This window comes from Amedibacillus sp. YH-ame10 (assembly GCF_053848885.1).
The window spans coordinates 96,056-108,181 of sequence record NZ_JBSPFA010000007.1; the positions used below are offsets into that span (position 1 = coordinate 96,056).

The following is a 12,126-nucleotide window of genomic DNA, read 5'->3' on the forward strand; positions in this document are numbered from 1 at the left end:
GATACCTTTATTATACGCAAAAAAATAGAGAAACTTCTATACTTTATTTCCTAATGTTAGGAATATAGAAAACGAGATGGATGACCATCTCGCTCTCTTAAAAACAAATTTCTTGTTGTAATGTACTTGTATCTTGTTTTTCATGCATTGCTTTTGCTAGCGTACACATGTTTTTTAATGCTTCATTCAATCCTGTGCCACCTTTTTTTGGTGTCTTCACAATACATATTTGATTTTTGTATTCCGCAATGGTCTGCTCATTTTCCTCGCTCATTGCCGCAAAAGCAGAAACATTTGTTTGTGTCTGAATGGACAATGCAACATGGGCAGCCATACTTGCATACTCTGCATAATTAAAGGCAGGTCCACACATGACTACATCTGGTTGAAGTTTGTTGATCATCGCCACTAATTTTCGAGTAACTTCTTCTGTATCTGCCATGTATGTTCCATTTCCACAGTATAGACAAGCAACTACATGTCCATCAACCGCTTTTAGAAAGGGTTCCATCATAACAGCAGGACCAACAGGTTCTTTTTTTGCCGCAAGTGGGATCATGCGATCATCCTTCGTACCTGCTCCAGCCTGAATCTGATCATAAATCATAATTATTTTCATATAGGACCTCCCGTTTGTTCTATCTATAGATCATCGAATGATAAATCATCTAAGCTAATATCATCTTCTCCATGAGCAACTGCATTTTCTTCATCTCTTAAATACTGTTTATCCATTATCTTAATAAATGGCATGTAGATAAGAACTCCTAGAACAAGTAATCCTGCCTGCAACAATGCACCTACCCAGTTGGTTGCTAAGAACCCAGAGATAATTGGAGGAGTTGTCCAAGGAATGTTAATACCATTACATAATGGAACTAAGCCAGTATTCATCGCAACATAAGAAATCACAATATTTACGGTTGGAACTAACATAAATGGAATGATGATTGTTGGATTTAATACGATTGGTAAACCAAATACAATTGGTTCATTGATACCAAAGATACCTGGTACAATTGCAAGTTTTCCTAACTCTGTAATACGTTTTGATTTACAGAAGAATAACATTGCAATCAATAATGATAAGGTAGATCCACATCCACCAAATGTCGCAAATAAATCTTGGAATTGTTGACAGATAATATGTGGAATTTCTTTTCCAGCTTTATAAGCTTCAATGTTAGCTAAACTTAAGGTTTGAAGAATTGGATTGAATACTGCCCCAACTACGGAACCACCATTTACTCCAAAGAACCAGAATAGGTGTAAGAAGATATATGCAATTACCATCGCACCTAGCGTATCTCCTAATCCCAATAAAGGAGTCTGTAAGAATGTAAAGATAAAGGTAAATGCATCTGTACTACATGCCGCAAATCCTAAATTGATTAAAAAGAATATACTCATAACTACAGCTGCAGGAATTAAAGCCGCAAAAGATTGTACAACTGTTGGAGGAACTCCAGCAGGCATACGAATGATCCAACCCTTACGTTCTACCCAAGCATAGATATGAACAGCTGAGAATGCACAAGCAATACCAATGAAGATACCCTTTGCGCCAATCCATCCAGTACTGATACCACCTACTGTAGCTTGCATACCTTCCGCAACAACTTCCGCACCGTTTGCATCGAATAATGCACGTACACTTCCAGTTAATTCATAAGGCATCAATAAATACCAAGCCATTAAAGTTACAGCCGCCCCAAAGATTGGTGTAGTTTTAATTTGTTTGGCAAAGGAATATCCAATACCCATAGTAGCGAATACTGCCATGATCGTAAATGTTGCGTCTGCTGGTTTACCAACCAATGCAGATAGTGTAGTAGTTCCGATTTTTGTTGCTTCTAACCATTCTGTCCATGCTGGAATTGGAAAGTTCCCAATCAACAGGAAGATAGAACCAACAATAAGCAATGGCGTTGAAACTAAGAAACCATCACGTACCGCAATCAGATACTTGTTTCTTCCGATAGCTTCTGCTAACGGCATTAAGACTTTTTCTAATTTTGAAAACATGTTTTTCTCCTTCTTTCTTTTTTAATTCTAGTGATTTCCATTTGCTAATTGATTCTTAATCATAAGAATCGCAGTAGTCAAAACCTTTTCTCCATTCATCATACCGTATGCCTCTGTATCAATCACGCCAATGGGAATTCCCTGTTCACCATATTGTGAAATGACTTCTTCATACATGTATTTTGATTGAGGTCCTAACAAGATACAGTCAGGATGATCGAAATAGATAATATCACTCATCTGATTTAGTGGATACGCATTCACCTCGATAGGAAGGCTCCTTTGATCCGCTGCGGATTGCATACTACTCGCTAGCATACTAGTAGACATTCCAGCACTACAGAACAAATAAATTTTCTTCATACAATCACTCCTTTACCATACATTCAAATTATAAACAGAATCACAAATGCTTTTTTTGAAGCGTTTTCCTAAATCTAGGAAACTTACAATGAAGCCTTTTCCAAGGCACTTATACGCTTATAAGTATCGATCATTTCCACCGCAATAATTTTGAAGGCTTCTGCACTCATGAGTTGATCTTCTGCATGCACCAACAGTAAGGAAGTTGTAACTGGTGTTCCCCCTGCTTCTTGTTGAATCAATCCTGCATGGGCACTATGCCCCTTATTAAAGAATTCTTCGCCGCTTTTAATCATTTCATTTGCTGCCTCAAAGTTTCCTTTTTTTGCTTCCTGTATAGCTTCAATATATGTACTTCTTGCCATACCCACGTTTGAAATAATCTGAAAGCACTGCAATTCTAATCCTTCCATAATAATCCTCCTTTTCCTATCGTTAGCATTATAGCCCGACTAATTTCCTATTGTTTACAATTGCTTCCCTATTTCTAGGAAAGTATTCTCCATTAAATACGTTCATCCTCACGTTGCTCGACAACGTGTTCAATCACCTTTGTTTTTGCTATATAATCATGCAACATACGATGGCTTTCCATTTTCATAACTAAAAAGGCACTAAAGATTCCAAGTCCAACACCAATAAATTTCGTAATTGTTAAGATATTGATATTTGTCGCAAGTGTTAATACGGAATAAATAATCCCGCTTACACTATAAAGTGCGCCTTCCAATAGAATGATGCCAAAAACTTGACGAATCAGCAATTGTTTTAATGTCACCTCATGGTCATTAAGTCCAACAATTTTAAAGTTCATTGCTCTCTTCCCTGGTGTTTGTCCCGGAAATACCTTCCATGGAATGTATACATAGTAGAACAAAGCAAATAGAATCGATAATGCACCTGCTATGTATGCTTCTGTATTTCCAATTTGTCCTGCAATATATAATACATTCGCATCCCCCATAGTTTCTACATTCTTTGTCCAATACATCCACAACATACACATTGGCAACATCGTACAAAGACTACCTAAAAACCAATCTATAATATATGCCATAAATCGTCTACTATTGGATACAGAACACGCACTGTGATCAAAAATTGTATATATTCTAAAAAATAAACTCATAATTTCTCTCCTTTAAGATTCATCGAGAATCCGTTTGATAAATTCTTCATGATTTCGTGTTTCTAATAAAGCCGCAAATTTACTTGAATTACTTACTACCGAACTCAACCAATCAAAGAATACGCGTAACAACTTACGATTTTCATCTTCAATTGCCAACAATATGACAAGTTGTACATCAAATTCTCCCCACTTGATTGGATTCTTCAAAATCGCAACAGATAAAGCAGAATGATTGGATGCCACATTCAATGCATGAGGAATGGCAAAGCCATACGTAAAGGATGTCGAAGACATACTTTCTCTTAACAACACGCTTTCCTTAAACTCTACAGGCGCATATCCTTCTTCTTCCAACTCATCACACATAAAACGAATCATTTCCTGTGGATCTTCTATCGTAGAATCTACGTAGAAGAATTGTGGTTTGATTAAGTGTACAATCATATCTTCAAAATCTTTTTTGCTCTTTATTTTATCCATATCGTTCAAAGCTCTAAAAATTTTACTCTCATCATCGAAGTTCACAAACAAAGATATTTGTACCGTATGGATATCTAAATTGTGTTGTAGTGGAAGGGTTGTTAGTATCAAATCAGGTTGTAATGTCTCCACTTGTCCCTCTTCAAAGAAACTCATATGCTCCACAATATCTAAACGTTCAGAGAAACGATTTTCTACCTTTTGAGCACATAATTTACTTAGCGCTTGATCATCTGGATAAATCATGAGTACTCGATATTTACCAGATAAAGAAGTTCGATCATAAGCAGTTCCCAAATGAAGAGCCATAAACCCAATTTCATTTTCATCAATGACCAAATTCATCTTTTCTTCTAAATACTTTCCTGCCTTAATACCCATTTCAAATACAAGGGGATATTTCTTCTTGATTTCTTGTAGGTATACATTGTTTACTTCCACATGCTTTAATTGGCGTTCAATTAAGGATTGCATATGCATTTGTAAACCAACTCGCAAATCTGCATCTTTACGAAAATCAATATCAAAGAAACGATTGATTTCTTCCAGTAAGCCGTCCACGATGTCATTCACTCGATAATCTACATTATCAATCTTGATTTGATCTCCCGTGTACTCACTGCTTCTTTTTCCCAATAGCAATAATGCTAATCTCACAATTTCATCTTCCGCTAATTCAATACGGATTTTTCCAGCCGTTTTACGAAAGAATTCTTCCGCTATCAAGTACTCTACACTCTTCTTTAATTCTGGTGTATTACGTTCTGTATCTATGATATTGTGATGAATGATTCGCTCTATCGCAATTCCAATATGCATCATTAACATAGGCATTGCCATTTCACGTATATGGAAATTATATTTTTTGATGGTATCTTCTAAAATCTCTTTTACTTCCAATAAATCAAATTCTTTATATAGCGAAGCTAATTTATTCATATTTAAGAAGTTCCCTTTTGTTTCTGCCGCTAAGAGTTCTTTATACAACCTACGTTTACTGGATTCACTCCCTTCTAATCGAAGGTAGTTCTTGCTTCGAATGAGTTGTAAATCCTCATATGGTTCCATCATCTTCTTAATGCGTTTGATATCGTTATAAATGGAATATCCAGAAACATATACGAGGTTTTGTAAATCAATGATATTTAATTCATTTCGTTGGAAGAGCAATTCTTGTATGATGTATACACAACGCTCTTGAGGAGTCTGAGGGATTGCCTCTTGTATTTCAATATCCAAAGTACGAAATACATTTTGATTCAAATGATAGCCATAACGAAGATGACTTTCAATCAGTTCTGAAGCATAGGTATGATTAATGGTGTCAATATCAGAACGAATGGTTCGATCACTTACATTTAAAAGCTTACTAAGTTCTTTTCCTGTGATCCATGTGTTCATATCATTCATCATAGCAATGATTTTTTCCTGACGTTTATGTAATCCCATTGCAGCACCTTCTTCCAAACCTATTATAAAATAAAAGATTTCCTTTGTATTGAATCCAATTTCCTAGCAGTTAGGAAATAGCCAAAAAGACAAAAGAAAAGGTGCTAATGCACCTTCCCTATAGATGAATGATCACCTTATTTTTTAAATGTTTTAATCAATTTAATTGCTGTTTTAAGTACTTTTTCACCGTTCATCATACCATAATCTGCAGCATCAATAACAGCTACTGGAACTTCCTCTCCAAAGCGTTTGTTTGTTTCTTCAAACAAATACTTTACTTGAGGTCCGAGTAAGATGCAATCTGGATGTAATTGTTCTACGATATCACCAATCTTTGAATGAGAATATGCTTTTACTTCTAAAGGAAGATCATGAGCATTTGCTACATTCTGCATTTCTTGTGCTAACATACTCGTAGACATACCAGCGCTACAAAATAAATAAATTTTCTTCATACGTTTCTCCTTTCTCTTTATTTCAGCTTATTTTCAAGAGCCGTAATTCTCTCATAGCTTTGAATCAATTCACTCGCAATAATTTTAAAACCTTCTGCACTCATCAATTGATCTTCTGCATGAACCAAAAGCAAACAAGTTTCAACCTTTTCACCGCTTGCTTCTTGTTGAATCATTTTCGCATGAGCTTCGTGTCCTTGAAGGAAACTTTTTTCCCCTTCTTCAATCATTTCTCTAGCTTTTTCAAAATTTGCTTTCTTTGCTTCCTGTATTGCTTCTATATAGCTGGAGCGAGCCATTCCAACAGCTGAGATTATCTGAAAGCATTGCAATTCCAAACCTTCCATTACTCATACCCTCCTCTTAAGTGATCTTTATCACGCACCTTTATTATACTAGTCATCAAAAGAAAATACTTTTAACACAGTTTCCTAATGATTAGGAAATTGATTATGAAGCATTGCGCATACTTCCTAAGTCGTTAGGAAAGTCATCTACCATCCTTTTTCAAACCCATTCCCTTATAATATAAATATAAGAAAGAAGGTCTAACAATGAACACATATGAATGGTCTTTAGATGCTTTATATAAAGGATACGAGGACCCTAAATTTAAAGAAGATATGAAACAACTCCATGCACTACATGATGAACTGGAAACATTTACCACTACACTTAACACACAAAGCGTTGCTCAAACAATCAAACAAAGCATTGCTCTTCTGGAGAAAGAATGCGACTTATCGTATCGTTTGCGTATGTATACAGTTCTACGTCAATCCGTAGATACAAGCGATACTTCTACACTTGGTTATTTAAATATGATCAATTCTAGAATTTCTTCCTTTTCCATGTATCGTTCTCAAATAAAAGAGTACTTAGCACACATTGATAACATAGATTGCTACATTGAACAAGATGATACTTTAAAAGAATATAGCTTTATGCTTCATGCGCTTAAAGACAAAGCATCCCATGCCCTTAGCAAAGAAGAAGAGGGACTTTTAGCAAGTGTTTCACAAACAAGCGTAAAAGCATTCAGTGATATGTATTATCATTTAACATCCAATGTTACTACAGAGTGTCTTGGTAAAACAATGACCTTAACACAAGTAAAAAACCTATGTCATTCCACTCGTAAACAAGAGCGTAAAGAAGCCTTTATCTGTGAGATGAAAGCATATGAATCCATCAAAGAACCCTTGGCTTTTTCTGTAAACAACATCAAGCGTCACCAACTTATGGAAGCGCGCTTACAAGGATATCAAGATCCTTTAGATAAAATGCTTCAAGATTCATTTATGAAAAAAGAAACCCTTGATGCAATGTATGCTGCAGTGGATAAATACTTACCGAAATTCCATGAATACCTACGTACGAAAGCAAGTATGTTAGGGTATGAGAATGGTCTTCCTTGGTATGATATTTACGCAACTATTGGAGAGAGTACAATGAGTTTCTCTATGGAAGATTGTGAACGTTATATTTTAAAACATTTCAAAACATTCTCAAGTGATTTATATGATATGACAAAACGTGCAATGGATGAACATTGGATGGACTACCCATCCCATGCCGGTAAACAAAGTGGTGCGTTCTGTGAAAATCTAGCTTGGATCAAACAGAGTAGAATCATTACCAATTATGGAGATACATTAAGCGATGTCATTACGGTGGCTCATGAATTGGGTCATGCTTATCATGGAATGATGGTAGAAGATGAACGTCCACTAAATAGAGAATACTGTATGCCACTTGCGGAAACAGCCTCTACTTTTAATGAAAACATCATGTACAATGCCTTGATTCAAGATGCAGATGAAAAGAATAAGTTATTCTTGATTGATACACAACTATCCGCTCTTTGTCAAAATATATGTGATATTACAACACGTTATACCTTTGAGAAAGCTGTATTTGATCAATGTGAAAGTAAGTTTCTATTCGCATCTGATTTACAAGAATTGATGTTGGATGCAGAAAAGAAATGCTTTGGTAATGGCTTGGACCCAGAATGGTTACACCCATTCCGTTGGATCACAAAAGTTCATTACTATATACCAGATATTGCCTTCTATAACTTCCCATATACTTTTGGAGCATTGTTCTCTAGAGGATTGTATGCGATGTATGAACAAGAAAAAGAAGCCTTCCTTCCAAAATATCGCGCATTATTAAAAGCTTCTACTACCAATACAGTAGAAGATTGTGCACGCATTGCTGGTATTGATTTAAGTAAACCTGAATTCTGGGAAACTTCCTTAGCATCTATTACAAAACAAATGGATATGTTCTTAGAACTTGCGAAGGGACAATAACATGATAAAGTTCTTTAATTTACATGATGATATAGGTAGTGATATTTTTGAACATCGTATAGAACAACCCAATCGTCTAGACGATTATCATTATCCTAAAATGAAACAAGGTGGGATTGATACAACTGCAATTGTTTGTTGTTTCTCTTCTAGCGAAACATGGCAAGATATGATGGAGCAAGTCTTATATGTAAATGCATCCATAGAGCGAAGTAAACACTATTCCTTTGGTTACGATAAAGATATTCGTATCTTTATTGCACTGGAGGGAATGTGTGGAATACGTGATCAAGTAAGAGAAAAAATACAGTGGTTATATCAACATAATGTACGCATGGCATCTCTTTGTTGGAATGACCATAACGCACTTGCTTGTGGAGCAAAAAGTGGAAACATGCCACTTAGTGATTTGGGTATAGAATGTATTGAAGCAATGAATGAAGTACATATGGCAATCGATGTCAGTCATTGTTGTGAGTGGAACTTCTATGATATACAACGCATTTCTACAACACCGATCCTAGCAACCCACAGCAATGTAAAAGGATTGTTCAATCATTATCGAAATCTAAGCGATCCTCAAATTCAAGTTTTACAAGAACATGGTGGTATCCTAGGTGCTCTTCCTGTTCGTTGGTTTGTGACAAGAGATGAATCCAAACAAACGCTAAAAGAATTCATCAAAATCATAGATTATATAAAAGAACGCTTTGGAACCCAACTTATCGCATTGGGATTTGATTTCATGGATTATATGGATGATCCTACTTGTATGGTAAAAGGATTGGATAGTGTAGCACATATTCAAAACTTAGCAAATCAACTGTTAGAGCATGGCTATTCACAAGAGGAAGTAGAGACGATTTGCTTTGGAAATGCAAATCGCTATATGGAAAGTTACCTGATTTACGAAAACGAAGAAGGGAAATAAATATATGAAAGTACTATTTGGTTATTTTAGTTCAGAATCTAATGAACATTCTCGCAGTCTTATGACATTTGATAAATTTGTTTTTAAGTTTGGAGAAGAAGCAATTCAACATGTGTCTTGTCGTAACGTATTTGAAGATGCTGGAATTGAGTTAATTCCTAGTATTATAGCACGTGGACATCCTCATGGTCTTGTGACATATGATGCCTTTGAATTCATTCGCTCACGTTTACTTACGGAAGTAAAAGCACATATGCATGAAATAGATGGAATCTATTTATTCTTACATGGTGCAAGTAAAGTCATTGGACTTGAAGGAGGTTCAGCAGAACATGCCTTCTTAAGAGATATTCGAAAGATCATTGGCCCTCACATGCCTATCGCACTCGTGATGGATCCGCATGGAAACTTATCACAAGAACTCGTAGACAATGTGAACATTCTTCGATGTTATCGACACTCTCCACATACCGACGCACTAGAAACATTTGCATTTGTCGCAGAGAAGTTCGTGGATTTATTAAAGAACAGAAGAAATATGCACCCTGTTTATCGTAAAGTTCCAATTATTATTGGAGGAGAAAAAAGTGTTTCTCTTGATGAACCTATGCTATCCATCAACAAGATGTGTGATGACGCTGAAAAAGATGAACGCATTCTAAGCGCTTCTTTCCATATTGGATATTTACGTCATGATGGTGACAAGCTAGGATGTTCTGTAGTCGTTGTTCCACAACGTGAAAAATATCGTGCATATGCGGAAGAAGTTGCTGATCAAATACGTGCCTTTGCATATTCTAAACGTCACGAGTTTCATTACCATGGAAATACTGGTCTCCCTGAGGAAGTACTAAAGAAAGCTGTTGCTCATACTGGTGGCACAGTGTTTGTCACTGATTCTGGAGATAATGTTGGCTCTGGAGGAGATGGTTTTAATACCTTTATCCTACAACAGATTTTAAAATTAAAAGATACAAATAACAAACGTTATCTGATAAGTGGTATTGTCGATCATAATGCCTTCAAAGAACTCTATGGAAAAGAAGTCGGAGAACATGTTTCTCTGCATGTTGGTATGGATTTTAATGATCTATGTAAAGCAGTAGATGTAGAAGGGGTAATCATTGCCAAAGGCTTACCCGATGAAGGTTATGAACATAAAAAAGATATGGGAACTGCAATCACAGTGCAATTTGATCATGCGCCAGTCAGCGTTGTAATATTGAACGATGCAATTCAATTTTATGAACCACAACAATATGCTCGCTGTGGAATCACATTAGAAGATTATGATGTCGTTGTGGTTAAACAAGGATATATATCTGCTGAGTTTGATGCATATGGCGATTTATGTATGATGGCACTTACGCAAGGACCTACATACCAAAGAAGTGAACTATTAGAGTTCAAACAAATTTATCGTCCAATGTGGCCATATGATGACTATGAATTAGAGGATATGTTATAAAAAGTTGTGCAAATGCACAGCTTTTTTCATGAGATAACTTTTTATAACATTCTATTCAAAGGAATATGAAAGCTACATATAGCTTTGCGAAATCATTCAAATTTACAAGGTTAGAGCTCAATTCACTCTCTACTTAGGAGGGTCATTATGCATATAGGAAAAATCTCATAACAGGATAATGCATAAAAGGTAGAATTAGATACAAATCATACTTGAAATATTATATAATACATTTTAAAGAGGGATGATAATGATACTATATGTAGACGAAACAGAATGTGATGATTACTTTATCGTTGCAGGAATATTGACGGATTCTAAAGATAAGACGGATAAAATCTACAAGCAATTTAAAAAGAAGGTTAAGAATATTCCTTTATCTAAACGAGAGAAAGAAAAAATATTCATTGAGTTCAAATCTGTTTATTTGGATAATAAATATCAGAAAATAAAAATTCTAATGCTTAAGCAAATTAATCAATTAAACTATAAAATCATTTTTTCAATGTACAACAAGAATGGAAATAGGATGAATCAGGAAACAAAAGAAAAACAATATATCTTATTGCTCGATAATATAGTCTCAAAAACAAGCAAGGGTATTGATATTATTTTTGATTCCTTTAATAAAAATAATTTTGAACAAAAAATAATTGATACTATCAAACTTCGTAAGCATGTAATATCAATTAAAAAACAAGATTCACGCTTAGAAGCAGGTATACAATTCATTGATAAAATTTGCAGTGTTATACGTATGTATAAGACAAATGTAGAAAATGATTTTTATAAATTTATAGCAGATAACATTCTTGAAGTTTGACTTTTTTAATATGTTAGTGTCAAGTAAGTGTGGAATTATTACCATATAAAATTAAATCTTATATTGAAAGGTTGTGAGCGTAGCGAGCAGCCTTTCAATGTCTTGCCATGAATCCTTTTATATAATTTGATGTAGATGCTTTGCCTTGTCTTTGTGTATTATGTTCGAATATAGAAAAGTCCAAAGAATCCTTTATTATAATCTTGTCATTTTCTTTTTCATAATCAAGAGACTGGATATACAACTTGGATAAGTCTACGTTATTAACCTGATGTTCTCTGTTACTTACATATTTTGAAAGGTTTGATTTTCCATACCCTTTTGGCACACTTGTAAATGCTGAGGCTAAGTAATGAGAGATTGCGCTTTCCATACTACATCCCATAGAGATATTGAAGTGTGCGGATTGTATGGCTGTCCAGTTATTTGATATATACTGTGCCTCTTTACGGATACTTTCTTCACGATGTGGTGATTCGCTTATTAAGACCTCAATAAGTTTTCTAAATAACTTTTTATCATTATCAAGAACAATATACTCGAATAATTTATTTCCTATTTCTTTGTCTTTTTCGATTCTGGTTAAAGATTGATGTAAATGAAATTTGTCTAATGAGAAATCTGCTTTTGTGTTTTGTGTGCTCATAATATCTTTACCTGCTTTTATCCATGATGCTCC

General features: G+C 35.0%; 13 protein-coding genes. 4 read left to right on the forward strand and 9 right to left on the reverse strand.

Annotated features, from left to right (window positions below):
• Window positions 1–97 precede the first annotated feature (97 nt).
• The 8 genes from ACWG42_RS04495 to ACWG42_RS04530 form a co-directional block, all read right to left on the reverse strand.
• On the reverse strand, window positions 98–619 hold the full coding sequence (locus ACWG42_RS04495; protein ID WP_455790380.1) for a GrdB-related putative oxidoreductase: 522 nt from the start codon (window positions 617–619) through the stop codon (window positions 98–100).
• A 23-nt stretch (window positions 620–642) separates the two neighbouring features.
• Window positions 643–2,025, reverse strand: coding sequence for a PTS sugar transporter subunit IIC (locus tag ACWG42_RS04500; RefSeq protein WP_455790381.1), 1,383 nt, complete (start codon window positions 2,023–2,025; stop codon window positions 643–645).
• A 27-nt stretch (window positions 2,026–2,052) separates the two neighbouring features.
• Complete coding sequence (locus ACWG42_RS04505; protein WP_455790382.1) at window positions 2,053–2,388, reverse strand: PTS sugar transporter subunit IIB; 336 nt, start codon at window positions 2,386–2,388, stop codon at window positions 2,053–2,055.
• A gap of 83 nt (window positions 2,389–2,471) precedes the next feature.
• Window positions 2,472–2,801, reverse strand: a complete 330-nt coding sequence (locus ACWG42_RS04510; protein ID WP_455790384.1) for a PTS lactose/cellobiose transporter subunit IIA — start codon at window positions 2,799–2,801, stop codon at window positions 2,472–2,474.
• A 92-nt stretch (window positions 2,802–2,893) separates the two neighbouring features.
• Complete coding sequence (locus tag ACWG42_RS04515) at window positions 2,894–3,517, reverse strand: RDD family protein (RefSeq protein WP_455790386.1); 624 nt, start codon at window positions 3,515–3,517, stop codon at window positions 2,894–2,896.
• Window positions 3,518–3,529: 12 nt separating this feature from the next.
• Window positions 3,530–5,449, reverse strand: coding sequence for a BglG family transcription antiterminator (locus ACWG42_RS04520; RefSeq protein WP_455790388.1), 1,920 nt, complete (start codon window positions 5,447–5,449; stop codon window positions 3,530–3,532).
• Window positions 5,450–5,586: 137 nt separating this feature from the next.
• Window positions 5,587–5,907, reverse strand: a complete 321-nt coding sequence (locus tag ACWG42_RS04525) for a PTS sugar transporter subunit IIB (RefSeq protein ID WP_455790390.1) — start codon at window positions 5,905–5,907, stop codon at window positions 5,587–5,589.
• A gap of 17 nt (window positions 5,908–5,924) precedes the next feature.
• Entirely contained in the window at window positions 5,925–6,254 is a 330-nt protein-coding gene (locus ACWG42_RS04530; RefSeq protein ID WP_455790391.1) for a PTS lactose/cellobiose transporter subunit IIA, read from the reverse strand.
• 207 nt (window positions 6,255–6,461) lie between these two features.
• On the opposite strand from ACWG42_RS04530, the gene ACWG42_RS04535 reads away from it, so the two are divergent.
• The 4 genes from ACWG42_RS04535 (at window position 6,462) to ACWG42_RS04550 (ending at window position 11,447) form a co-directional block, all read left to right on the forward strand.
• A complete protein-coding gene (locus ACWG42_RS04535) occupies window positions 6,462–8,225 on the forward strand; it encodes a M3 family oligoendopeptidase (protein ID WP_455790393.1) in 1,764 nt (587 codons plus the stop codon).
• 1 nt (window position 8,226) lies between these two features.
• The gene (locus tag ACWG42_RS04540; RefSeq protein ID WP_455790395.1) at window positions 8,227–9,156 is read left to right on the forward strand and encodes a dipeptidase; all 930 of its coding nucleotides are present in this window, start codon (window positions 8,227–8,229) and stop codon (window positions 9,154–9,156) included.
• 4 nt (window positions 9,157–9,160) lie between these two features.
• Entirely contained in the window at window positions 9,161–10,624 is a 1,464-nt protein-coding gene (locus ACWG42_RS04545) for a M81 family metallopeptidase (RefSeq protein ID WP_455790397.1), read from the forward strand.
• A 250-nt stretch (window positions 10,625–10,874) separates the two neighbouring features.
• Entirely contained in the window at window positions 10,875–11,447 is a 573-nt protein-coding gene (locus ACWG42_RS04550; protein ID WP_455790398.1) for a DUF3800 domain-containing protein, read from the forward strand.
• A gap of 94 nt (window positions 11,448–11,541) precedes the next feature.
• Here the strand turns inward: ACWG42_RS04550 and ACWG42_RS04555 are convergent.
• Window positions 11,542–12,126, reverse strand: a 585-nt coding sequence (locus ACWG42_RS04555) for a UPF0236 family transposase-like protein (RefSeq protein WP_455790399.1), incomplete at its 5' end; no start/stop codon positions are given.

Coding starts and splice junctions, on each gene's coding strand:
- ACWG42_RS04525 (WP_455790390.1), bottom strand. CDS start 5,907: ATGAAGAAAATTTATTTATTTTGTAGCGCTGGTATGTCTACGAGTATG.
- ACWG42_RS04545 (WP_455790397.1), top strand. CDS start 9,161: ATGAAAGTACTATTTGGTTATTTTAGTTCAGAATCTAATGAACATTCT.
- ACWG42_RS04515 (WP_455790386.1), bottom strand. CDS start 3,517: ATGAGTTTATTTTTTAGAATATATACAATTTTTGATCACAGTGCGTGT.
- ACWG42_RS04500 (WP_455790381.1), bottom strand. CDS start 2,025: ATGTTTTCAAAATTAGAAAAAGTCTTAATGCCGTTAGCAGAAGCTATC.
- ACWG42_RS04550 (WP_455790398.1), top strand. CDS start 10,875: ATGATACTATATGTAGACGAAACAGAATGTGATGATTACTTTATCGTT.
- ACWG42_RS04535 (WP_455790393.1), top strand. CDS start 6,462: ATGAACACATATGAATGGTCTTTAGATGCTTTATATAAAGGATACGAG.
- ACWG42_RS04495 (WP_455790380.1), bottom strand. CDS start 619: ATGAAAATAATTATGATTTATGATCAGATTCAGGCTGGAGCAGGTACG.
- ACWG42_RS04505 (WP_455790382.1), bottom strand. CDS start 2,388: ATGAAGAAAATTTATTTGTTCTGTAGTGCTGGAATGTCTACTAGTATG.
- ACWG42_RS04530 (WP_455790391.1), bottom strand. CDS start 6,254: ATGGAAGGTTTGGAATTGCAATGCTTTCAGATAATCTCAGCTGTTGGA.
- ACWG42_RS04510 (WP_455790384.1), bottom strand. CDS start 2,801: ATGGAAGGATTAGAATTGCAGTGCTTTCAGATTATTTCAAACGTGGGT.
- ACWG42_RS04540 (WP_455790395.1), top strand. CDS start 8,227: ATGATAAAGTTCTTTAATTTACATGATGATATAGGTAGTGATATTTTT.
- ACWG42_RS04520 (WP_455790388.1), bottom strand. CDS start 5,449: ATGGGATTACATAAACGTCAGGAAAAAATCATTGCTATGATGAATGAT.